Here is a 24779-nt window from a genome sequence, read left to right as displayed (position 1 = left end):
AATGTTTAAAAAATGAAAGCCTGAATTAAAAATTCAGGCTTTTTTTGTTGTTTTTTGTCATTTCGACGAAGGAGAAATCACACTAGAAACTCCGCAATCAAAATCATCAATCTTTGAGAATTACGTGTGTGGTTTCTCCTTCGTCAGAAATGACAAAGACTGCATTTTATTTCTTATAAAAATTATTGTGATCAATATATTCCCAAACTTTCGGTGGCAATAACGGCTGAATATTTTTTCCTTCTTTAATACTATTTCTAATAAAAGTAGAAGAAATCTCTACAATTGGCGCATCAATCATATGCACTTTTGGATGCGATTTTAATTCGACGTTTTCCTCATCTTCAGAAATTCTTGGATAAACGTAAATATCATAATGATCCAGAATCACTTCGTAGTTTTTCCATTTATGAAGCGTTTTCAAATTATCTTCTCCCATAATTAATGAAAAATCATGAGTTGGATATTTTTCATGCAAATGAACCAATGTATTTACGGTATAATTAGGCTGAGGTAATTTAAACTCAATATCCGAAGGTTTGATTTTAGGATAATCTTCTGTGGCCAGAAAAACCATTTGCAAACGTTGATGATCGTCCAGCAAAGTAGATTTTTTCTTTAACGGATTATGTGGCGTAACCACCATCCAAATCTGATCTAAGTCGGCAAACTCAGCCATATGATTCGCAATAATCAAATGACCAACATGAATGGGATTATACGTTCCGAAATAAAGGCCTATTTTCATTTTTAAAGTAATTAGTTATTAGTCCCTAGTTTCTTAGTCTTTAAGATTTTTAGAAAAAGCATTTATCATTTTGCTTTCTTCTTCAATCAAAAACATAATCTCATTAAATAGATTATCGTCAGAAATAAATTCTAATTCTTTTGCAATAATTAATTGTGTTTCGATCTCATTTAGAGAGCCTCTGGAAATATTCAAAAAATGATTAAATGATTTGTCGGTTTGGCGCCCAAAACCTTCTGCAATATTTGAAGGAATGGATACGCTTGCCCTTTTTAATTGACTTGATAAGGCGTATATTTCTTCTTTAGGAAAGCTCTTTGTGAGTTTATAAACCAGAACAACTATTTTTATTCCTTTTTGCCAAATAAATAATTCTTTGTACGATTTAATACCACTCATTTCAAGCTTATAATTTAATTTCTCCTCAGTCTAAGGACTAACCACTAAAGACTAATTACTTACTTATTAACAAAATCTTTTACCAATTGATATGCTTCTTCTTTAGCAGTATCTAAATCGTAATTTTTTATAATTGTATCAAATTGTGGAGCAGTTGCTAATTCAACAGATGCTTTTGCAATTCGCATATTGATTTTGTCGTCAGTCTCAGTAGAACGCTCTTTAAGTCTGCGTTTCAATTCATCAACGCTTGGAGGTTTAACAAAAACAGCCAGAGTTTGTTCCGGAAATTTATGTTTGATACGTAATCCGCCGGCAACATCAATATCAAAGATGACATTTTTTCCTAAAGCCCAAATACGATCAATTTCAGATTTTAAAGTACCATAAAAATTATCGCGATACACTTCTTCCCATTCCAGGAAATTTTCGGCTTTAATGTGTTTTTTAAATTCCGGTAACGAGATAAAATAATAATCTGTTCCGTGAACTTCTTCTCCGCGTGGGTCACGAGAAGCCGCTGAGATTGAAAATTCTAAATTTAAATCCTCTTTCCCAAGTAAATGTCTTACTATAGTTGTTTTTCCCGATCCTGAAGGTGCCGAAAAAACAATTAATTTTCCTTTGTTCATTAATTTATGCTTTAGGCTTTAGGCAGTATGCTTTAAGCTTTCTTACTTTATGTTTTTTTCGCCTAAAGCCTATAGCTTAAAGCTTATTGCGTGTTTACAACACATTCAAAACCTGTTCCTTAATCTTCTCTAATTCATCCTTCATCATCACCACTAATTTCTGCATTTGAGCATGATTAGATTTTGAACCCATTGTATTGATCTCGCGACCCATTTCCTGAGTAATAAAACCTAATTTGCGACCATTAGCTTCTGTACCTTTTATAGTTTCTAAGAAATAATCTAAATGATTTGTCAAGCGAACTTTTTCTTCAGTAATATCCAGTTTCTCTAAATAATAAATCAATTCCTGTTCGAAACGATTTTCATCAACATTCACCTTCAATTCAGCTATTGCAGTTTGCAAACGATCCTTAATCGCCTGAACACGTTCCGGATCAAGAGCCAAAGCATCATTCATGTACTGACGGATATTTCCAATTCTTAAGTTGAATTCTTTTTCAAGAGATTCACCTTCGTCTTTTCTAAAAGTCAGGATATTTTGTAAAGCCTCATCAATGATAACTTTGATTTGGTCCCAATCATTTTCATCGATTTCCTCACGCTCCGTTTTTAATGTATCAGGCATACGAACCGCCATTTTCATCAATTCAGTTTCATCAGCAGCAGGATATACTTCCCTTAATTGAGCAATGTAGTTTTTTACAACAGGAACATTTACTTTCGTCGAAGTTTGTTCAGAAGTACTTTCAATGTAAATCCCGAAATCAATTTTTCCTCTTTCCAGTTTCGTAGAGATCTGAGTTCTTAAACCTAACTCCATTTCGCGATAAAGCGACGGCATTCTTACGTTTAAATCTAAACCTTTACTATTTAAGGATTTTACTTCAACAGTAATTTTTTTTGTTGGCAATTGCAAAGAAGCTTTGCCAAACCCTGTCATCGATTGTATCATATAATTGAGTATAAAGGCGCAAAGATAAATAAAACTTTGCAGTCTTGAGTTTTTAATCGCTAATCTGTTTTCACCACAAATTACACAAATTAGCGCAAATTTAATTAATGGAAATTCCTCGATTCTATTTGCCACAGATTAAAATGATTTTATAGATTTTGCCAATCTGTGAGAATCTTTTTAATCAGTGGCTTTATTTTTAAGCTCACAAATAATTTGTGCAATTTGTGGTTAACTTTTTTGAATCAAAATTTTAATTTGGGCGTTCCCTTCGGTCGGGCTATTCACTCCAATCTTTTTTTGAGCAGAAAAAGCTCAAAAAAAGGATTTCCGCTTCTATCCCTAACGCAAATCCTGGTTTATTAGAACTTTATATTATTTCGCCAAAGCTTTAGAAACCTGTAATGTAACAGGCTGACTATTTCCAATATAAATTTTATCATTAATAATAAAAACCGGACGGCTTAAAAAAGTATAATGTTCTAAAATATATTTTTTGTAATCAGCTTCAGTTAAAGATTGGTTTTTTAAATCCATAGACTTATACAATTGCGCTTTTTTACTAAACAATACTTCATAACTTCCCGCAAGCTCATACATTTCTTCAAGTTCCGCTTCCGTAATAGGATTTTGTTTGATGTCGTGAAAAACCAAATCATTATCCTTGGGTAAACTTTTAATAATTTTTCTACAAGTATCGCAAGTAGCTAAATAGTATATTTTGTTCATGATTTTTTAATTTAAGAGACTGCAAAGAAAATTCATTTAAAACTGAAAAATGCCTAATTTTAGAAAAAAAAAATTATGAATTCAGTTTTACAAGTACAGAAAACCAGTAGGGAAATTCTTTTAAAATTTATAGACAATCATTCATTAGAACAATTGAATAAAATTCCGCAAGGATTTAGTAATAATTTGATTTGGAATATTGCACATTGCGTAGCGTCGCAACAAGTTTTAGTTTATAAATTATCAGGTTTGCCTACTATGGTTTCAGATGAATTTATTGATAAATATAAAAAAGGAACCAAACCCGAAAGTGATATTTCCCAAGCCGAATTAGACGAAATAAGAACGTTACTTTCTACAACTTTGTCCCAGACAGAAAAAGATTTTGAAGACAATAAATTCGTAAATTATAACGAATATACTACAAGCTTAGGCTTTACTCTTAAAAACGTAAATGACGCATTATCCTTCGTTAATTACCATGAAGGTATTCACACAGGAATAATCATGAATATCAAAAAGTTTATTTAGACTTTTGATGATTGCGGATTTTTTAAAGCAATAAACCCGACAGGTTTTTAAAACTGTCGGGTTTGAATATCATAATTTGATTATTCTATTATCGTTTCAATTGTTACTTTCATAGCGCCTGCACCTTTATTTTTGGTGATTTCCATGAAAGCTCTTTTAGATAAATCGAGTTCTCTTGTTTTTACAAACGGACCACGATCTGTGACTTTCACTATTACAAATTTTCCGTTAGCTTCATTTGTAACTTTTATTCTAGTTCCAAATGGGAGCTTTTTGTGCGCTGCCGTATATTTATTATTGTTGAATCTGGCTCCGCTTGCGGTTTTTTTTCCGTTAAATCGGTCAGCGTAATACGAGGCGTGAGCGTTTTTTTTATAAGCTTTTAATTTTAGGCCTTTGTCAGTAAAAACTGAATCAGATGGAATTGCAAGTATATCTGGTCTTGCCGTTTTTACTGTATCCTGAATTATTTTGGTTTCTGTTCCTGGTTTTGTTTGACTTATAACGTAAGTAAAACAGCTTAAAAAAGTTAATGAAAGTGTTGTAAGTATAATATTTTTTTTACTTCTCATGGGTTATTTTTTTTCAGACTTGGGGAGTTTGTACAAATAATATGCCGAGATAAAAAAAGCCCTATTTTTAGGGCTTTAATTGGTTTTTAGAACCATAGGTTCCATGGGATTCTACTCAAAATAAGCAATAATCCTAATCCGTAATAAATAGCAAAAGTTTTAAATTTAGCCTCGCTATTAATTAGTTTTTTATGTTTTGACCATCCAATAGTAATTAATGCAATAGCTATAAGATTGATTAATGGATGTTCTAGTGAAGTTAGTCTAAGTTCTGCATTAGACATTTGTCCAAATGCTGCTTTTCCAAGAGGAGAAACAAAGTAAAGGATTATTCCAATCAATAATTGAGTATGAGTTCCAATTAAGGCAAAAAGGGCAATTTTGCGATCTTTAGCAGTAAATTCTTTTTTTGATGTTAAGCCGATTATTGCATTTACAACTGCAATTAATAAAAGCAAAAGTGCTAAATAAGCCCAGCCAGAATGGAATTTTTGTAAATAATAGTACATAAATTAGATTTTTTGTTAAAACAAATATAGCAAAAAAGGCATAAAAAAAACGGCATTAGACTAAAAGTCAATGCCGTTTTTGGTATTTATTTAGATTCTAAATATTAGAAATCATAACGTAGTGTAAAGTTCCAAGTTCTTCCAAAACCGAAGAATACCTGATTGCTTGTAGCAACACCATTGTACAGTAATCCTTTAGAAGCGTAAGTTCCGTTTGCACCAGGCAATTGTGTTCCTGAAACAGGAAGGTTATCATCTGCAAAAATATTAGTTCTTGACTCAGCAATGTAAACTTTATCAAAAACATTGTTTACGTTAAGTCTGAAGTTTACAGATTTGTCTTTGTTTTTACCAGTTAACATTTTGTATGAAAAACCAGCATCCATTAATCCGTAAGAAGGTAATTCTAACGCTCCTTTATTGTCTGCAGAAGTAAAGTTAACAGGCGTAAGTCCAGCGTATAATTTATCGTTATAGTTGTAATTAGCGTCAACCGTTACTCTTGTAACAACTTCATAAGAAGCTCCTACAGATGCAGTCATTTGAGCAGCATCACCTACTTTTACTTTATCCATATATACTGGAATTCCTGTGAATCCATCAACTGGTGTGTTGTCTGCCTGGTAATAAGCATTAACAGTCGCATTTCCTTTGTATTCCCAAATTCCGTATGAGAACATACCGGTAACTTTTAATTTTTCAGTGATATTTGAGCTTCCTTCAAATTCAATTCCAGAGTGAACTTCATTAAGACCTAAGTATTCTGTGTAAGTTGTATTTGCTGCGATTGTTCCACTAGCCGGAAGTGGGTTACCTTTTAGGTATCTGTCATTCCAGTTTGTGTTGTAAACATTCACAGTACCGTTAAAATATTTAGAACGGAATCCGTAACCAGCTTCAAAACCAATGATTTTTTCATTAGTAAGATTAGGGTTTACTGTAGATCTGTTGTTAGGATAAACTGAGTTAAAGAAAGGTTGTTTAGAGTAGTATCCTGCATTTACATATACATTGCTTTTTTCGCTAATGTTGTAGTTTGCACCACCTTTTACGTTACCACCTAAGATTTTTTCGTAATCTGTAGAAGCTAAAGGATCAGTTGGTACGTAAACAAAATTGTCTTCTCTTTTGTATCCTTGTTGAGATATAGATCCTTGTACAAATGCAGTTAGGTTATCTTTAGAGTACTCTAATTGAGTAAATGCACCAAGCCATTGTACTTTTCCAGTACTGTTAAAAGATATTTTTTCGTAATCTTTTTTCTGAAAAACGTTCCATTGAACATCAGTTGGGTAAGTAGCTGTAATGTGTCTTGCCGGATCACTTTTCATCGTAGCGTCAAAATATTCACCACCACCTAATAAATCATTTACAACTGTATAGTGGTAACCTGTATAAGTTCTTGCATCAACACCAAAATCTAAAGTCAAAGTGTTAGTTAATTTTTTATTCAAATTAATTACAGCTCCGTACCAGTCATGTGAGTTGATTGATGAAGTTTGAGAGATACCAGAAGTTCCTGTAGTTGCTCCAGTTGCTGCGTTAGAACCTGTAGCAGAAGTATTTTGGTAAACACCTCCAACTTGAGCTCTTGTTTGTAAACCTGTAAAACCATTAATTAAAACTGGAGTACCTGAGTTGTAAGCTACGATTTTATCGTAATCTACTAATCCGTCAGCAGTTCTAAAAGCTAATACATCACTATAACTTTTTCCTCTAATACCACCAGTTGCGCTAGCACCTGCACCACGACCCATAGAAGCATAAAATACAGACGAAAGTTTTGTAGTTTCATTGATTTTATAATCCCAGTTGATAGAAGCAATAGGTTTATGGTAATAGTTTTTTCTGATGTTATATGCTTCACCATTTAAATATCCAGCATCTGGATTGTATCTTGTATTTGGATCACTAAGTGAACCATATTGTTGGTAAGTAGCAATTGTAGAAACAGTAGATCTTTGGTTGTGCCATTGTGGAGCACCTGTTACTGTAAACTGGAAGTCATGTTTGTTATTTTTTGTAGAATATCCTAAAGCTACGTAGTAGTTAGAACCTTCAAATTGAGTTCCGTTGATATATCCATCTCCCATTGTTTGAGATAACAAGATAGATGCAGAAAGACCGTTTTCTAATTTTCCAGTATTGTATGAACCCTGGATTTTGAAATTTCTTCCATTTCCAAAACCAGAAGAGAAAGATCCACCTTCTTTTTTGTCTGAAGATTTAGTGATAATGTTTATTGTTCCACCAACTGATGCTACAGCAAGTTTTGATGAACCTAAACCTCTTTGAACCTGCATTGCAGTAGTAACATCTGATAATCCAGCCCAGTTACTCCAGTAAACAGTTCCACCTTCCATATCATTGATTGGCATACCGTTAACCATAACAGCAATGTTTTTTTGGTCAAAACCACGAATGTTGATTCTTGAATCTCCAAAACCACCACCTGATTTAGTAGCATATACTGAAGGAGTGTTTCTTAAAATCTCCGGAAATTCCTGAGTTCCTAATTTTTCCTGAATTTCAGCAGCTTTAATTGTAGAAACTGCTACAGGAGTTTTTCTGTCCTTAGCAACATCAACAATACTACTTTTTACAACTATCTCGCTCAATTCATTAGAATTAGAAGCTAAAACGATTGTTCCTAAGTTAGTTGTTCCGCCATTTGTAACTGAAAATTTTAAAGTTAAATTATCGTAACCTAAAAAAGAAATAACGATTTCTCCTGTACTTGTTGTTGTGTTGATAGTAAATTTACCATCAAAATCTGTAGAAGTAGCAGTTGCAGATCCTTTGATCACTACGTTTGCTCCTGGTAAAGAACCCGTACCGTCGGTAATCATACCTGTAATTTTTCCTTGAGAAAATGCGGTTGAAACTATCATGAACAAAAGTCCGGTAAGCAACCAATTTTTCATTGTCTTCATTTGTTATTAGTTTATTGTTTTTGGCAAAATTATAACATTTAAATCAGATAGTGTTATCAAAATGTTAAGAACGTTAACTTTTGTTTATTTCATTGCGAATTAAAGAGATTTTTGATATTTTTATTAGGTTAATCAGTGTTTTAATGAGTTTTCACCCTTCTATTTTGTTAAAACCGTATTAATTTGCTTTATATTGTAGCTTTAAACCTGCATTATTGCTAATTTTATCCTAATTTGTTGTAGTATTTATACGTAAAAAAACGCCTTAATTTATATCAAATTAAGGCGTTATATTTTTATTGTAATTTTTTTTTAAAGCTTTCTATTTGTTCTTTAAGAAATGATTTAATAAAAATGTTGTCGAACTATCATGATCATTAACCGTCTTAGTGTTAATTTCATCTAAAATAGAATTTGCCAATTGTTTCCCTAATTCTACTCCCCATTGATCAAAACTAAAAATGTTCCAGATCACACCCTGAACAAAAATCTTGTGCTCATATAAGGCGATCAAAGAACCTAAGCTTTTTGGAGTCAGTTTTTGAATTAAAATTGTATTAGTTGGTTTGTTTCCGGTAAATACTTTAAATGGCAATAAGTAAGAAGCTTTATCTGCCGGAAGTCCTTGTTTGTCAAATTCAGCCTGAACCTGTTCACTTGTTTTTCCGTTTAATAATGCTTCTGTTTGGGCAAAAAAGTTAGACATCAATTTATCATGATGATCTTCGTTACCGTATAATGGTTTCACAAATCCAATAAAATCAGTCGGAATTAGTTTAGTTCCCTGGTGAATCAATTGAAAAAAAGCATGTTGAGAATTTGTTCCCGGCTCTCCCCAAATAATAGTTCCTGTTTGGTAATTCACAGGTTTTCCATCACGACCAACACTTTTTCCGTTACTTTCCATAGTTGCCTGTTGCAAGTAAGGCGCAAGTTTTTGTAAATATTGTGTGTACGGAATCAAAGCTTCACTTTCGGCGCCAAAGAAATTATTGTACCAAACGCTTAATAAAGCTAAAATTACCGGAATGTTTTCGTCAAATTCAGCTGATTTGAAATGTTCGTCCATTTCATTCGCGCCTTTTAATAAGTCATTGTAATTATCAAAACCAATTGCTAAACTAATACTTAATCCAACAGCACTCCATAAAGAGAATCTTCCTCCAACCCAATCCCACATTGGGAAAACGTTGTCTGGATTAATTCCAAATTCTGTTACTTTTTGAATATTAGTAGAAACGGCAACGAAATGTTTTGCAATATCTTCCTGTGAAGCCGATTTCAAAAACCATTCTTTAATAGTTTCAGAATTTGATAAAGTTTCCTGAGTTGTAAAAGTTTTAGAAACAATTAAAAAAAGTGTCGTTTCAGGATTTAGTTTTTTGATGACTTCGTTTACGTGATCGCCATCAACATTTGATACAAAATGAACATTTAGATGATTTTTGTAAAATTGTAAAGCTTCAACCGCCATTACAGGACCAAGGTCAGAACCTCCAATACCAATATTTACAATATCAGTAAAAGCTTTTCCTGTAAAACCTTTTCGTTCTCCCGAAATTACTTCGTGACTAAATTTCTTGATTTTGTTTTTTACTTCATAAACTTCCGGAATCACATTTTCTCCGTCAACATTTATAACAGCAGATTCAGGAGCGCGTAATGCAGTATGTAAAACCGCTCTGTTTTCTGTCTGGTTAATTATTTCTCCGCCAAAATATTGAGAAATAGCATCTTTTAATCCAATTGAATTTGCTAATTCCAGTAAAAGAGAAACAGTTTCCGGAGTGATATTATTCTTAGAATAATCAACTAAAAAGTCATTCCATTGTAAATTAAATTTTTCAACTCGGACATTATCTTGTTGAAATAATTCTTGTATCGTAGTTTCGTGAATTGCGTTATAGTGGTTTTGCAGATTTTTCCACGCTTCAGTCCCGGTTGGGTTTGTTGTGTTTAAAGCCATTTTTTGATTAATTTGAGAAAGTGGTTATAAAAAACAAAAATACTGAAATTACTTTTAATAGTTTATCGGTTCACAATTATATAACAAATAGTTACGAAAACGATTTTTTGCTCTCTTATTATAATTTTTCCCAGACAACTTCTGCCGTTACTTTATTTCCGCCTTGTGTTGTATTCGTTACAACGTATTTTATTTGATTGTTATTCAGGATATAGGATCTTTTTTGTCCTGTGTTTTCCCAGTTAGGAAATGAAGCTGTTTGTATATTAAAAGTAAGTATTTTATTTATTTCGTCAATTTCATAAGTGCCAAAATGCGAATTACTTCCTTGAACAATCGAAACATTTTCTTCGGCAGAGCATTTGTTTTTGTCTCCCGAAGCTATTTTTTGTCTTTCATTCTTGTAAATCTGAATCGAATAATTTCCTTTTGCATCAAAAAATAATATGCCTTTTGGATTTGATCCGTACGGTAAAGTTTTTGTTCCGTCAGAATTATTATTTTCAACAGAAATCAAAGTCCATGTTCCGGCTATTTCAGAGCGTATTTTGTTATCTGACTTTTGAGCAAAGCCAAAATTTGTAATCAGTAATAAAATCAGGAACGTTTTTAGTTTTTTCATCTTTATAGTTTAGTAATTTACTTTGATAATTTCTCCATTAATCAATTCTTGTAAACTTTTTGTGTAAGCGTTTATTAAATCATGAATCGGAATATCTGAAACTTTTCCCGGGCTTACTACATTTATCCTCATTCCTCTTTGCAATTCCAGCGAAGCTGCAAGAACAAAACTGTGGATTCCGCCGTTTACAATTGCTTTTCCAATATTGTTTTTTACCGGTTTATCAGCCATTTTTCCAGATGTCAGCGTGAATGATCCGTTATCGTTTAAATATTTTTGTCCAATTAAAACCAGATTAACTTGTCCAAGTAATTTGTTTTTAATACCAATATTTAATTTTTCTTCGTCAAGCGAAAGTAAATCTCCAGTATAACAATCTCCCGCAACACATATACAAGCATCGATATTTTTAACTTCTTTGAATAATTTTTCGATCGAATTTGAATCCGATAAATCTATTTGGAAATCGCTGCTATTTCTTCCGGCAGAAATGATTTCGTGATTTTTAGCCAATTCAGGATGTAGTATTTTTCCAATTTCGCCATTTGCACCAATTAAAAGGATTTTCATTTTTATAGTTTTTAATTTGTTATTTGATACAAAATTAGAAGGTTAGTCATTCTGTAAAATTGTACTTATTAGTACTAAAATTGTATTTTAGCATTATGACAGATAAAAACCTATATCTTCCTTTTGAAGTTGATGTTCAGGAATTAAAAGAGTTTCCTAAAACAACACGAAAGAATAATTTCTTTGAATTGATATATGTTGTAAACGGAACAGGAATTCAGGACATTAACAATAATAAATTTCAATATAAAAAGGGAAATCTGTTTCTTGTTACGCCGCAAGATGTCCATTCGTTTGAGATTTTAACTCCTACGAAATTCTTTTTTCTTCGATTTAGTGAATATTATATTAAGGAAAATGCTAAAAATAAACAAATGGAAACGGTTTTGCGTATGGAGTATATTTTGCAAAATGCAAGCCATCGTCCCGGATGTATATTGAAAAATAAAATTGACAAACCCTTAATTGCATCGCTGATTGATACTATTATAAATGAGCAGGCGAATAAGCAAATTTATCATCAAAAGATAACAGAGCAAATTGTGAATACGATAATTACGGTTGTAGCAAGGAATATCGCCTTAAAATTGCCAAAGAATATAAAGGAAACAACTGGTGAAATAGTGTTGGAAATATTGCATTATATTCAGGAAAATATTTTTAATCCAAAGGAATTGAAATCAGATAGAATAAGCGAGCACTTTAATATTTCGCTGAATTATCTCGGTAAATATTTTAAGAAACAAACTGGAGAAACATTGCAGGAATACATCTCAAATTATAAATTAAGATTGATCGAGGCAAAACTTTTAAATAGTGATATGCGTATTAATGAAATTGCAGATGAACTTAATTTTTCAGACGAAAGTCATTTGAACAAAGTTTTTAGAAAACATACGGGAATGAATCCTTCTGAGTTTAGAAAAAAGTTTTGTCAATAATTTTACCAAATCTTCCACCACGGTTTTTTGTCAACCTTAATTGTTTTGTTGACAATATCAATTTCTATTTCTTTTAGTTTTTCGATTTTAATTTTCGAATCATCAAAAAACATTTCTCCATTTTCATTCATTCCAAGAGCAGATTTCGTTCTTTCTTTCCAGTTTTCTGTTTGTAATTCCGGAACTAAAGGTAAATTTATTTTATCGGTGAATTTTTTCCGAGCTTTTTCTATAATTTCTTCCTCAAGGTTTGAAGTAGAATTTTTAAGAAGTGAAATTGAATTGTCCGGAATATTCAAAAGAAATACTTGTGTTTTGTTATCAATTTTCTGAATATCCAAAACCTTAAAATAAGCAATAGAATCTAAAAGATAGTGACCGTTTTTTACCGAATCAGGATTGAATTTTGATATATCTTTTGCATGAGCACTCGCAATTAAATACCTGAAATTGCCTGAAAGTCCGCCGCCAATTGAACTCATATCAGTAAAACCTCTTTCCTGAATTATTTGTCCAATTTTATAATTGGCAATTAATCCATCAGAAAGATCAGTATCTCTGTAAAATAATTTTAAACCTGAAAATGTTTCATTGTAAATCGCTTTGATTCTGGCATTTTTCATGGTCTGTTTCTCTTAATTGAATTTATTTCTGATGAAAATATTGTTTACAAATTCCCAATACTATCCAATTCTCTTTTTAGAGGCTCCATTTGTTGCATGAAACGAGTTTTGTCATTTCCTGTCAAGGATTCTCCAGTAGGTAAATTAAGTCGAAGCGCATCAACCTGAACTCCGTTTTTCCAGAAACGGTAGCAAACGTGAGGTCCGGTTGCAAGTCCTGTACTTCCTACTAATCCAATAGTTTGTCCTTGCGTAACACGTTGACCGCGGCGAACTAAAATTCTCGACATGTGTAAATATTGAGTAGAGTAGGTTCCGTTGTGTTTTACTTTTACAAAATTTCCGTTTCCTGCCGTATATCCTGTTGCTTCAACAATTCCGGATGCTGTTGTTGAAATTGGCGTTCCGGTTGGAGCAGCATAATCTGTTCCTTTGTGCGCTTTCCAGGTATGTTGAACAGGGTGAAATCTATTCATTGTAAATCGTGAAGTGATTCGGCTGAATTTGATTGGCGTTTTTAAGAAAAAGTTTTTCAACGTTTTTCCTTCGTCATCATAATATTCTATTTTCCCTGACATGGTATCTTTTTCAAACGGAAATGCATAAACGATTTTCCCTTTGTATTCAAAAAATGCAGCTTCAAGATCTTCAACGCCATCATACGTTTTTCCGTTAATGAAACGTTCCGTAAAAATTAATCCGTAGCGATCTCCTTTTTTAAGTTTGAAGAAATCGATCGACCATGAAAATACTTTGGTAATTCTGCTGGCAAGCGCCGCTTCTACACTTTCGTTTCCTAGAGTTTCAGATAAAGAACTTTTTAAAACGCCGCCAATAATTTTACGTTTAAGCGTAACAGGTTTTATTTTTTTATAAGCTTTAGAGATGCTGTCGCGAAAATCGATAACATAATAAGTCAGCGCATCCGGCTGATAAATAAAAAGCTGTAATTTATTTGTTTTATTTTTTGATCGAAGAATTGTGTAGGGTTTGTTGTATCGAATCGTTCTTACATTAAAAGAATCTTTTATTTGTTCAACGATGTCATACACTTTTTTATCCCCAATATTTTGACTTTGAATAATTGACCCAAAAGAATCTCCTTTTTTTATGGTGTCCTGAAGAACATTAAAATCGGCGTAATTAAAACCAAATTCTACTTTTTTAGTTTTTGGTTTTGTAATTTTAATTTCAACTTTTTCAGCGGTTTTATTACATGAAATTGTTGAAAATAATAGGATTATAATTACGAATACTTTTTTCAAACTTATTTATTTTTTTTGGAAATTAAACGGCAGCTTCATTTCCCCAATTAGACAATTCTTCTTCGGTCCACAATTTAGGAAAAAAGATGCGTCTTTGGTATTTTGGATGCATATATTTTTGCCAGTCACTTCCGCCTGTAGCTTCTCCATTGCCTTTTCCGCTTTCTAAAATATACTTTCTTGCGGTATTTAAATGTTGCATAACCCAAGTGATATTCACCGTTTTATCATAGTGACGCATTGCCTGAATTAAGTCTTGATTTTGCTGATCTTCCACAGGTAATTGTGTGAATTTTTGCCAGATATTTTTATTTTTAAACGTAGTAATTTGTCTTAAAAACTGATCTTTATACTTGTTTTCAAATTCCTGAAGTAAATATGATTTCTCTCCTGTATGATAATCTTTTCCGGCAGCTTGCCAGTATAAATGTTCAAAGCTGGTTGCTACGTCAGTATTTTCATCGAAGTTTTCTCTATATCTGCGATCCGTTAAATTGATTACATCTGTCGAAGCAAATTCTATCAATCTATATTGTGCACTTTGAAATCCACTTGCAGGAGTTAAGGTATTTCTGAATTTCATATACTGATCAATCTCCATTCCGTTTTCCATAATACTGAACGAATTTGTCAGCATATCAAAGTAACGGGTGATTCTGGATAATCTTTCACTAAAAAAATCAACCTGAATATTCTGCGTGTTGGCAATTTGATCTATTTCCCACAAAATCATTTTAAAAATCAATTCATTTACCTGATGATACATAATAAACACCATTTCGTCAGGAAGTGTAGTTCGCTGCGTTTGTAAGCTTAAAAGAGCGTCGGTTTGAATATAATCCCAGTAAGTAATTGGTTTTGACCAAAGTAATCCTTCTAATTGAACCTCAGTTTTTTGATTTATAGCTTGGAATTTAAGGTCAATTTCTTTTAAAATTGATTCTGAATGATCAGTAAGGTTCATTATTTTTTTACTTTAAATGGATTTTTTAATCCTTTATATTCGTCAAGATCTGCTTTGAGTGATCCTACGGCAAGATCTGCTTTTATTCTAACCGGTAATTTGTTGTCGTCATCTGTGATCCAAAGCGTTACACTTTCTTTTTCTTTAAAAACACGACCGGTTTGTACCAATGGTTTAAAAACCATTGTAGAAACGGTTCCAAATTTAGTTGTAATATCCTGACGACCTACATATTTTAACTTAAATTTTGTGATTTCTTCATCAAAAAACATGTCAATAGTAATGGCGTCGCCAGATTTAAGTTTGTCGATATTTGGATGATTCCTTAAATAGTAAAAAGAAGAAATAATATCCTGCACATTATCGGTTAAAACAATTGTTTTTTCGGTTTTACGTTTGTAATCTTTTACTAAAACCCTGTTTTCGCCTTGATTAAAAAAACCTTCCTGATTTTTTGTATAACCGCCTTCGTCAATTTTTCGGACATAACGATAAGGTTCTCCGGTTTGTTTGTCAAAGTAACTTTCGTATAAATCTTCGACTTTAAAGAAAAATTTTGACATTCCGGTTGTGTAACCTTTACCCACAGCATGAAACACTTTTTTGTTGTTTATAGTGGCGTCTTTTATTTCAAGCGTTGCGTAACCTGCATTTACAATTCCGTAATGAATTCGGAATTTGAAGTATTCTCCAATATCGAAAGAGTCTTCTTTAAAAGTATCGAAACTAAGCGTCGTGAGAATTAATATGATGAGGATTAACTTTTTCATAGTACAATTTTTACATTTCATTATAAAGATAAAGAAATGCAAATTCTATTCCAAATGTACGAAAACAAAAAAACTCAGTCAAGGAATGACTGAGTTTTTATGCTATTAACTAACCAAAAAACTATAAATTATGAAATTTATATCAATTCAGAAGGAAACCACCCCTTCTTGATTTGCGAGTGCAAAGATAGATAGAAAGTTCAAAAAACAAATAGTAAAAAGTAAGTTTAACATATCATTTGCATTAAAAGCATGGTTTTATCGAGAATATGTTAATATAATGCAAAAATAATCCGGTTTTATAATGTACCTCTCAATTCTTGTTCACGTTCAATTGACTCAAAAAGAGCTTTGAAGTTCCCTGCACCAAATCCTTTTGCTCCCATTCTTTGAATAATTTCAAAAAATAAAGTAGGTCTGTCCTGAACTGGCTTCGTGAATATTTGTAATAAATAACCATCTTCATCGGCATCGACCATGATTGCTAATTTTTCAATTTCATTTAAATCTTCTTTCATCATATCCATATGAACGCCTAATCTTTCAGGAATTGCCTGATAATAGGTGTGGGGTGGAGCAGATAAAAACTCAACTCCTCTTGATTTTAAATCAGAAACAGTTTTGATAATATCATCTGTTGCAATCGCAATATGTTGAATTCCGGGTCCGCCGTAGAAATCTAAATATTCTTCGATTTGTGATTTTTTCTTTCCTTCGGCAGGTTCATTGATTGGAAATTTAATTCTTCCATTTCCATTTGACATTACTTTACTCATCAAAGCCGAATATTCAGTATTGATTTGTTTGTCGTCAAAAGATAGGAAATTCACAAATCCCATAACATCTTCATAAAATTTTACCCAGGTATTCATTTCATTCCAACCCACATTTCCAACCATGTGATCAATATATTTTAATCCGGTTGGTTCTGGTTTATAATCTGATTTCCATTCTTTGTAACCAGGCAGAAAAACACCGTTATATTTTTTTCTTTCCACAAAAACATGGACAGTTTCTCCGTAAGTATAAATTCCGGAACGAACTACTTCTCCAAATTCATCTGATTCAACAGTTGGTTCCATAAACGAACGCGCACCTCGTTTCATAGTTTCTTCATAAGCGCTTCTGGCATCTTCAACCCAAAGAGCGGCAACTTTTACGCCATCGCCATGTTTTTGAAGATGTGCATGAATTGGCGAATCTTGTGTTAATGGCGTTGTCAAAACAATTCTGATTTTGTCTTGTTTCAAAACATAAGATGCTTTGTCCTTAACTCCGGTTTCTAATCCAGCATACGCCAATGATTGATATCCAAAAGCTGTTTTGTAATAATGTGCCGATTGTTTGGCATTTCCTACGTAGAATTCTACATAATCTGTTCCTAATAATGGAAGGAAATCTTGTGCTCCTTCAAAGATTTTTTCTAATCCGTATTCTACTGATTTTACTTCTTTTGACATGATGTTTATTTGTTTAATCGGCTATTCGTTAATTTGAAAAACCGAAGTGTTGATTTTAAAATTGTTTTTACCGCAGAGAGCACAAAGTTTTTTTTATCAATAAGAGTTTGTAAAAAAACACAAAGATCACAAAGCTTTGCGAACTTGTTTTGATAAAAACTTCACCAGAAAATCTTTGTGAACTTTGCGTAAGATCCTTTGCGGACTTTGCGGTTAAATCGATTCTGATTATTCAGTCCAGGACTTGTAGTACTTTCCATCATCAAGTCCCATCGCTTCTTCAGTAACCATAAGTGGTCGAAATGTATCAACCATTACGGCTAATTCACCGGTTTCTTTATGACCAATACTGCGTTCCATTGCGCCAGGCGCGGGACCATGCGGAATTCCTTTTGGATGTAAAGTAATATGACCTTGCTCTATATTATTACGGCTCATGAAATCGCCATCAACATAATAAAGTACTTCGTCAGAATCTATATTGCTGTGATTGTATGGCGCCGGAACTGCTTTTGGATGATAATCGTAAAGTCTTGGGCAGAATGAACAAACGACAAAAGTTGCCGTTTCAAAAGTTTGGTGGACTGGTGGCGGTTGGTGAACGCGCCCGGTTATAGGTTCGAAATTATGAATCGAAAATCCGTATGGGAAATTGTAACCATCCCAACCCACAACGTCAAAAGGATGTGTGGCGTAAACTACTTCGTGAATCATTCCTTCCTTTTTGATTTTAATTAAAAAATCACCTTTTTCATCGTGCGTTTCCAATTCGTTTGGCAAAATAAAATCGCGTTCGCAAAATGGCGAATGCTCTAAATGTTGACCTGATTGGTTTTTATAACGTTTTGGAGTGTAAAAAGGAGAATGTGATTCAACATAAAAAAGTCGGTTTTCTTCGGTTTCAAATTCTATTTGATAAATAATACCTCTTGGAATAATTAAGTAATCGCCATATTCAAAAGGAATATTTCCTAACATGGTTCTTAATTTTCCTTTGCCTTTATGGATGAAAAGCATTTCATCGGCATCGGCATTTTTATAAAAATATTTTGTCAGAGATTCTTTTGGAGCTGCTAAACCAATAATGCAATCTTTGTTGACCAACATTGCTTTGCGACTGTCAAGGAAATCATTTTCAGGTTTTAATTCGAAACCTTTAAATAGTAATGATTTTATGTTTTTTCCAATTGCAATTTTCGGTTCAACCGAATAGGAATTTAAAATTTCCTTAACCTGCGTTGGTCTGTGAACATGGTAGGAGAGTGACGAATGTCCGTGAAAACCCTCGGTACCAAATAGTTGTTCGTAATAGAAACCTCCGTTAGGTTTTACGAATTGGGTATGTCTTTTTTGAGGAAAATCTCCAAGTTTGTGATATAATGGCATGGCTTTTCAATTAGATAATTTGTAAATTAGATAATTCGAAAAAATTTGAATTGTGGGAACAGACAATCGGATCAATATTGTATTGACTAATTATCTCAATTCGGTAGTTTTATTCAGGATTTCTCTTGATAAGGAATTGAAGATGCTCTAATAAACCTGTCCATTTTGTTTTCATTATAACAAATGTCGTAATTATTATTGATTTAAATTATATATTATATCAATTATTAACGTTAAAAAATCATGAAATATTTTTTTAGTATAAAATTACTGAGAACTTTATTATCAATACAAGGTTTTAACAAATTTGTATTAGAATTGAAATCCAATACTAAACCATGTATAACTTTTTGAAGTTTCCGGTGACCATGATTGTTTGACTTCGATTGGGCCAATAATAGTTTCTAAACCATATCCAACGGCATATCCGGAATATTTAGGCATTGAAATCCAGTCAACTGTTGTGAAAATATCATCTCCTAAATTGGCAAAATTTGCTGTAAAGTTGACGTGGTTCTTTTTGAAAAGTTCATAATCTAACGTAATGGTTGACTTTATAAAACTATTTCCGGCAATACTTAGAAAATCATATCCATAAAAATAATTAAAATTGTTTATTCGGCTATAGCCAAAACCTCCCAGTATAAAATCAAAAAACGGAACACTATCGCTGCCAATATTAAATCCTGCATCTGCCCCAATTTTAATAGTAGCTTTTCTAAATAAAGTTCTCGCAAAGGCGATCTCAGCTTTTGCAATTGAAAAAGGCTTGAATTGTTGGGTATAATCAGATGATGCTAAATACGTTTGAAGATCTCCGGAAAAATACAATCCTGAATGAGGGAAGCTTTTATTGTCAAACGAATCATATTTTAAGTAGCCAAAAAGACTGAAATAATTACTTTTTTCAATAATGTTTTCATTGTTAGAAAGCGTTGGTGAATTTATTTTCAGGTATTTATATTCAAAACCACCTCCCATTAAAAACTTTTGGACAAAAATGGTTTGAAAATAGGCTTGATTTGTAAGGTCTAAAAAGTCGACATTGATCAAATTTACATTTGGATTTTCAATTGTTAAATTGCTAATGCTGGTTGTAACATTACGATTAAATTGATTTAGTCTTGAACGAAATCCAAAGCTGATATTAAATCCATTTTCAACATAATAATTAAAATCATATCGAAAATTATCGCCTAAAATAATATCTAGTGACGTAATATCATTTTTAAGGAATGTTTTTTTATGGGTTAGATTTAATAAGATTCCGCTTTTATAAAGTCCGTCATAATGTAGACCAAGTTTTAAATATGTTTGTGTTGGATTTTCTCTTAATACTAAATCAAGATCATCTTTTTCGCCGTCTGGTTGTAAACAATATGAAATAGTACTAAAGTTTTGAGTCGCATTCAGGTTATTGATTCCTGTTTTTAAATCATCATAAGTAATGGTGCTTCCGGGTTTAAAACGGAGTTTTCCGCGAATATATTCTCTTGTGAAATTGTCTAGTTTTTCACTATTAATTTTGTTTATTTCAATGGTATCTGTTACAACTTTTAATTTTGGTTTTTTATAAAAAGTGTCTTCATTGACTAATGTTTTGATTTTTTCGTAAACGGCAAAAGCGGCTTCTTCCCCTTTTCTAATAATTTGTTCGCCTTTGTCAAATGAAATCACGCCATAATCACGAATGTCCGGTTTAATGTAAACATCTGTATCTTTTATTTTGTCTTTCATTTTATCAATTGACTGCAAATTGGTAATTTGAACCAATATTCTGGTCGCGTTTTTCAGGTTTTTACGCTTCATTAAATCATCCTGAACATCAACGCCAATAATGATATCAGCGCCAAGATTACGAACTTCTTTTATAGGATAATTGTTGACAACGCCACCATCGACCAATAAATTGCCGTCAATTTCAACGGGAGTAAATAACGATGGAAATGCAGCACTTGCCATCATTGCCTGAACTAAATTGCCTTTGTTTAATAATACTTCTTCGCCGGTTTCAATATTTGTTCCAATACATAAAAACGGAGTTGGAAGTTTATTAAAGTCACGTACATGACGCACATTTCTGGTAAGACCGCTTAATAAATTATAATTGTACATTCCTTTTGAAAGTGCCTCAGGAATGCCGACTTTGAAATTGCTAAATGGTAAAACGATCGCATATAATTCATCATTTTTTTTACCGTAAAAGTTTTTTGATGAACGAGGAATGTAATCATTAATAAGTTCGTCAAAATTGGTTCTTTTAAAAATCGAGTCAATTTGAGATGCGTTGTAACCAGAAGCGTAAAGTCCGCCAATGATTGATCCCATACTGGTTCCGCCAATATAATCGATTTTGATTCCGGCTTCTTCAAGAACTTTTAAAACGCCAATATGTGCAAATCCTTTTGCTCCGCCGCCAGATAATACCAAACCTATTTTGGGTCTTCGCACTTCGGCTTGTTTTTCTTTTTCGGTGGTTTCCTGTGAAAATGAATTTTGTGAACTGAAAAATAAAAGCGTGAAAATAACCAACTGTAAGGCCTTGGTTCCGATAGCTATCGGAATGGAAAACTGCGAGAGAAAAAGCGATATTTTTTCCTGTAAAAAAAGAGCGACTTTATAAGCTCCTTTTTTTATAGTAGAAAAAAATCGTTTTGACCGAGTATTTGAAATGGACAGCTGGATTTGGCGCATAAAAAATTGCTAGTTGGTTTTGTAAAAGTCGACAATTTTTTTGGCTTTTGATACGCCAATGACATCAGATATTTCTTTTTCGGTTGCCAGTTTCAATCTTTTAACACTTTTAAAATGTTGTATTAATGTTAGCATGGTTTTTTCGCCAATGCCGGGAATACTTTCTACAGAGGAATTTAGCGCAGCTTTGCTTCGTTTATCACGATGAAAAGTAATCCCGAATCTGTGCGCTTCATTTCGTAATTGCTGAATTACTTTTAAGGTTTCAGATTTTTTATCTAAATATAATGGAATTGAATCTCCGGGATAAAATAATTCTTCAAGACGTTTTGCGATTCCTATAATGGCAATTTTTCCGCGTAATTCCAGTGCGTCTATACTTTTTAATGCGGCAGATAATTGTCCTTTTCCACCATCAATAATAATTAGTTGTGGCAAAGGCTGATTTTCATCTAATAATCTTTTGTAACGTCGATATACAATTTCGGTCATCGACGCAAAATCGTCAGGACCTTCAACGGTTTTTACATTAAAATGACGGTAATCTTTTTTGCTCGCTTTTCCGTCTTTAAAAACCACACAAGCCGCAACGGGATTTGTTCCCTGAATATTCGAGTTATCAAAACATTCAATATGACGGGGTTCAGATGGCAAACGTAAATCCTTTTGCATTTGCGCCATGATACGATTTGTGTGTCGGTCAGGATCTACAATTTGCAATTGTTTAAGTTGTTCGATTCTATAAAATTTAGCATTTCGAATTGATAGATCTAAAATCTGTTTTTTATCTCCAAGCTGCGGAACGGTTGTTTTTATGTGTTCGCCCAAATCAATTTCAAAAGGAACAATTATTTCTTTTGATAATAAATTAAAACGTTCGCGAAGTTCTATAATAGCCAATTCTAAAAGTTCTTCATCACTTTCGTCCAGTTTTTTCTTGATTTCCATAGTATGCGAACGAATGATCGATCCGTGTGAAATTTGAAGAAAGTTGACATACGCCGCACTTTCATCAGAGACAATCGAAAAAACATCAATATTGGTAATTTTAGGATTTACAATTGTTGATCTTGATTGATAATTTTCCAGAACTTCAATTTTTTCCTTGATTTTTTGGGCTTCTTCAAAACGTAAATCCTGTGCATATTGGTTCATTAATCGCTTGAAATCTTTCATACTTTCCTTAAAATTTCCTTTCAGGATTTCGCGAATCGCATCAACTTGTCGTTGGTATTCTTCCAGTGGAACAATGCCTTCGCAAGGACCTTTGCAATTGCCAATATGATATTCAAGACAAACTTTGAATTTGCCTGAATCGATATTTGATTTACTTAAATCATAATTACACGTTCGTAGCGGATACAATTCTTTGATTAATTCTAAAATTGTATGCACGGTTTTGAAACTTGTATATGGTCCAAAATATTCTGAGCCGTCTTTAACCATTCTTCGGGTAGTAAATATTCTCGAAAATGGTTCTTTTTTTATACAAAGCCACGGATAACTTTTGTCATCGCGAAGCAATACATTATAACGCGGCTGTAAGGTTTTAATTAAATTGTTTTCTAATAAAAGCGCATCGGTTTCAGTAGGAACGACAATGTGTTTTATAGTTACAATTTTCCGAACCAATACATTCGTTTTCCGTGTATCATGAACTTTATTGAAATAAGAAGAAACCCTTTTTTTTAAATTTTTGGCTTTTCCTACGTATAAGATCTTTCCATCTTTATCATAATATTGATACACACCCGGATTGTCCGGTAAGCTGAGGATTTGAAGATCTAAAGACGATTTTTGCATTCTGTTTTGTTTGTGAAGTATCTGAAAAGCATTTTCAAAAAATCATTCGGATTCTCAAAAAAACCTTAACATGGATTTAGTTCCAAATTTACGAAATCAAAAGAATAATTTCTATATTTAGATTTTATAATTCTACATGAAAAATAGTAAACCCTTAGTTATTTTTGGCGAATCGATTTTGCCGGGAGAAAACAAAACAATAAACGTTGAAATTGCGAGGTTACACACGACTACAAAGCTTAATATTCCAGTTATTGTGCGGCGGTCAAAACTTGAAGGTCCGGTAGTTTTATTCTCAGCCGGAATTCATGGTGATGAAATTAACGGCGTTGAAATAGTACGTCAGTTAATTAGCAAGAAAATTAATCGTCCGTTAAAAGGAACTATTATTTGTATTCCGATTATCAATATGTACGGTTTTGTCAATAAATCACGTGAGTTTCCTGACGGAAGAGATTTAAATCGTGTTTTTCCGGGAAGTAAAAAAGGTTCTTTGGCAAGTCGTTTTGCCTATCATATTGTTGCCGAAGTTTTACCAATTATAGATTATGCGGTTGATTTTCATGCCGGTGGTGCAAGCCGATTTAACGCTCCGCAAATCAGAATTACCGAAAATAATCCCGAACTGAAAATGCTGGCGGATGTTTTTAATGCCCCGTTTACTTTATATTCTAAAAATATCAGCGGCTCTTTCAGGAATACCTGCGAAAAAGCAAATATAAAAATGTTGCTGTTTGAAGGCGGAAAATCATTAGACATCAATAATGTAATTGCAAATGAAGGTGTAATGGGAGTAAAGCGTTTGCTGCATTATCTTGATATGCTTGATCCGAAACAAGTGGTTGAAAAAGCGCATGATCCGTCCATTTATATTAAATATTCGGTTTGGCTGCGTGCTAAATGTTCCGGTTTATTGCATGATTATAATTTAGTTGGTAAATATGTAACTAAAGGTTCTATTTTAGCAATCATTACAGATCCGTTTGGTAAATTTGAACAGAAAGTAAAAGCGCCACACGACGGATTTGTCATCAACGCGAATCATTCGCCAATTGTTTATGAAGGCGATGCGATTTATCATATGTCTAAAAATAACCCAGAAGATGCCGACGAATAAAAAAGAATTACGATCACATTATAAAAATCTGCGCAAAGAGCTTTCTTTTGATAATGTTGAAGAAAAGAGTTTGGCTGTAGCCAATAATCTAATTCAATTACCAATTTGGGATAAAACTTATTATCATATTTTTCTTCCTATCGAAGAACAAAAAGAGGTAAATACTGAGTATGTTTTGCATTTACTTTCCGGAAGAGACAAGGAAATCGTAATTTCTAAAAGTGATTTTGAAACTCGCGGAATGTCACATTTTTTATTGACGGATAATACTAAAATCAAAAAAAACGAATATAATATTCCTGAACCTGTAAATGGTTTGCCGGTTCCATCAGAAACTATTGAGGTAGTTTTTGTCCCGCTTTTGGCTTTTGATAATGTTGGAAATCGAGTAGGTTACGGAAAAGGGTTTTATGATAAATTCCTTTCAGAATGCAAACCGGAAACGATCAAAATTGGACTTTCTTTTTTTGAATCCGTAAATCAAATCGATGATGTCTTTGAATCTGATGTGAAACTGGATTATTGTGTAACTCCTGAGAAGGTTTATGAGTTTTAATTTTTTTTCTTTTCACCATATAAGTGATATAAGA

Annotated in this window: 23 protein-coding genes; 4 read left to right on the top strand and 19 right to left on the bottom strand. The window is 32.8% G+C overall.

Annotated elements, in window-relative coordinates; all coding sequences use genetic code 11:
* Positions 1-166: 166 nt before the first annotated feature.
* The 5 genes from nadD to ACHZDT_RS12430 form a co-directional block, all read right to left on the bottom strand.
* Positions 167-748 carry a nicotinate (nicotinamide) nucleotide adenylyltransferase gene (nadD, locus tag ACHZDT_RS12450; protein WP_394774952.1) on the bottom strand — a complete coding sequence of 194 codons (582 nt, stop codon included), beginning with the start codon at positions 746-748 and terminating at the stop codon, positions 167-169.
* Between the two features lie 33 nt (positions 749-781).
* Positions 782-1147 carry a four helix bundle protein gene (locus ACHZDT_RS12445; protein WP_394774951.1) on the bottom strand — a complete coding sequence of 122 codons (366 nt, stop codon included), beginning with the start codon at positions 1145-1147 and terminating at the stop codon, positions 782-784.
* A 59-nt stretch (positions 1148-1206) separates the two neighbouring features.
* Entirely contained in the window at positions 1207-1779 is a 573-nt protein-coding gene (gene gmk, locus ACHZDT_RS12440; protein ID WP_394774950.1) for a guanylate kinase, read from the bottom strand.
* Positions 1780-1873: 94 nt separating this feature from the next.
* Positions 1874-2734, bottom strand: coding sequence for a YicC/YloC family endoribonuclease (locus tag ACHZDT_RS12435; protein ID WP_394774949.1), 861 nt, complete (start codon positions 2732-2734; stop codon positions 1874-1876).
* A 375-nt stretch (positions 2735-3109) separates the two neighbouring features.
* Positions 3110-3463: an arsenate reductase family protein gene (locus tag ACHZDT_RS12430; protein ID WP_394774948.1), complete on the bottom strand. Its 354-nt coding sequence runs from the start codon at positions 3461-3463 to the stop codon at positions 3110-3112.
* 75 nt (positions 3464-3538) lie between these two features.
* Between ACHZDT_RS12430 and ACHZDT_RS12425 the strand changes: the two genes are divergently transcribed.
* Positions 3539-3994, top strand: coding sequence for a DinB family protein (locus tag ACHZDT_RS12425; RefSeq protein WP_394774947.1), 456 nt, complete (start codon positions 3539-3541; stop codon positions 3992-3994).
* 80 nt (positions 3995-4074) lie between these two features.
* Here the strand turns inward: ACHZDT_RS12425 and ACHZDT_RS12420 are convergent, their stop codons facing one another.
* The 6 genes from ACHZDT_RS12420 to ACHZDT_RS12395 form a co-directional block, all read right to left on the bottom strand.
* Complete coding sequence (locus tag ACHZDT_RS12420) at positions 4075-4566, bottom strand: septal ring lytic transglycosylase RlpA family protein (RefSeq protein ID WP_394774946.1); 492 nt, start codon at positions 4564-4566, stop codon at positions 4075-4077.
* 86 nt (positions 4567-4652) lie between these two features.
* Entirely contained in the window at positions 4653-5075 is a 423-nt protein-coding gene (locus tag ACHZDT_RS12415) for a hypothetical protein (protein ID WP_394774945.1), read from the bottom strand.
* Between the two features lie 104 nt (positions 5076-5179).
* Entirely contained in the window at positions 5180-8008 is a 2829-nt protein-coding gene (locus tag ACHZDT_RS12410) for a TonB-dependent receptor (protein ID WP_394774944.1), read from the bottom strand.
* 322 nt (positions 8009-8330) lie between these two features.
* Positions 8331-9974, bottom strand: coding sequence for a glucose-6-phosphate isomerase (gene pgi, locus ACHZDT_RS12405; protein ID WP_394774943.1), 1644 nt, complete (start codon positions 9972-9974; stop codon positions 8331-8333).
* A gap of 118 nt (positions 9975-10092) precedes the next feature.
* The gene (locus tag ACHZDT_RS12400; RefSeq protein WP_394774942.1) at positions 10093-10596 is read right to left on the bottom strand and encodes a lipocalin-like domain-containing protein; all 504 of its coding nucleotides are present in this window, start codon (positions 10594-10596) and stop codon (positions 10093-10095) included.
* A gap of 9 nt (positions 10597-10605) precedes the next feature.
* Entirely contained in the window at positions 10606-11166 is a 561-nt protein-coding gene (locus ACHZDT_RS12395) for a short chain dehydrogenase (protein WP_394774941.1), read from the bottom strand.
* 95 nt (positions 11167-11261) lie between these two features.
* Here ACHZDT_RS12395 and ACHZDT_RS12390 point away from each other — a divergent pair, with 95 nt between their 5' ends.
* Complete coding sequence (locus ACHZDT_RS12390) at positions 11262-12107, top strand: AraC family transcriptional regulator (protein WP_394774940.1); 846 nt, start codon at positions 11262-11264, stop codon at positions 12105-12107.
* Between the two features lie 2 nt (positions 12108-12109).
* Here ACHZDT_RS12390 and ACHZDT_RS12385 read toward each other — a convergent pair whose 3' ends face one another.
* The 8 genes from ACHZDT_RS12385 to uvrC form a co-directional block, all read right to left on the bottom strand.
* On the bottom strand, positions 12110-12730 hold the full coding sequence (locus tag ACHZDT_RS12385) for a hypothetical protein (RefSeq protein ID WP_394774939.1): 621 nt from the start codon (positions 12728-12730) through the stop codon (positions 12110-12112).
* A gap of 44 nt (positions 12731-12774) precedes the next feature.
* Positions 12775-13995: a peptidoglycan DD-metalloendopeptidase family protein gene (locus ACHZDT_RS12380; RefSeq protein WP_394774938.1), complete on the bottom strand. Its 1221-nt coding sequence runs from the start codon at positions 13993-13995 to the stop codon at positions 12775-12777.
* Positions 13996-14017: 22 nt separating this feature from the next.
* Entirely contained in the window at positions 14018-14959 is a 942-nt protein-coding gene (locus ACHZDT_RS12375; protein ID WP_394774937.1) for a tryptophan 2,3-dioxygenase family protein, read from the bottom strand.
* Positions 14959-15729 (bottom strand): DUF3108 domain-containing protein, encoded by a 771-nt coding sequence (locus ACHZDT_RS12370; RefSeq protein WP_394774936.1) that lies wholly within the window; start codon positions 15727-15729, stop codon positions 14959-14961. The genes ACHZDT_RS12375 and ACHZDT_RS12370 overlap by 1 nt, the downstream gene beginning before the upstream one ends.
* A 299-nt stretch (positions 15730-16028) precedes the next feature.
* Entirely contained in the window at positions 16029-17189 is a 1161-nt protein-coding gene (gene hppD / locus ACHZDT_RS12365) for a 4-hydroxyphenylpyruvate dioxygenase (protein WP_394774935.1), read from the bottom strand.
* A 228-nt stretch (positions 17190-17417) separates the two neighbouring features.
* Positions 17418-18575, bottom strand: coding sequence for a homogentisate 1,2-dioxygenase (locus ACHZDT_RS12360; RefSeq protein WP_394774934.1), 1158 nt, complete (start codon positions 18573-18575; stop codon positions 17418-17420).
* Between the two features lie 312 nt (positions 18576-18887).
* Positions 18888-21269, bottom strand: a complete 2382-nt coding sequence (locus ACHZDT_RS12355) for a patatin-like phospholipase family protein (RefSeq protein ID WP_394774933.1) — start codon at positions 21267-21269, stop codon at positions 18888-18890.
* Positions 21270-21278: 9 nt separating this feature from the next.
* The gene (uvrC, locus tag ACHZDT_RS12350; protein ID WP_394774932.1) at positions 21279-23072 is read right to left on the bottom strand and encodes an excinuclease ABC subunit UvrC; all 1794 of its coding nucleotides are present in this window, start codon (positions 23070-23072) and stop codon (positions 21279-21281) included.
* A 136-nt stretch (positions 23073-23208) separates the two neighbouring features.
* On the opposite strand from uvrC, the gene ACHZDT_RS12345 reads away from it, so the two are divergent.
* Entirely contained in the window at positions 23209-24189 is a 981-nt protein-coding gene (locus ACHZDT_RS12345; protein WP_394774931.1) for a succinylglutamate desuccinylase/aspartoacylase family protein, read from the top strand.
* The gene (locus ACHZDT_RS12340) at positions 24176-24745 is read left to right on the top strand and encodes a 5-formyltetrahydrofolate cyclo-ligase (RefSeq protein ID WP_394774930.1); all 570 of its coding nucleotides are present in this window, start codon (positions 24176-24178) and stop codon (positions 24743-24745) included. Before ACHZDT_RS12345 ends, ACHZDT_RS12340 begins: the two co-directional genes overlap by 14 nt.
* The last annotated feature ends 34 nt before the right edge of the window (positions 24746-24779 follow it).

The sequence above is a fragment of the Flavobacterium sp. genome, assembly GCF_043722275.1.
Classification (GTDB): Bacteria; Bacteroidota; Bacteroidia; order Flavobacteriales; family Flavobacteriaceae; genus Flavobacterium.
The sequence above is the reverse complement of the archived record's forward strand: the minus strand, read 5'-3'. Positions and strand labels throughout refer to the sequence as shown.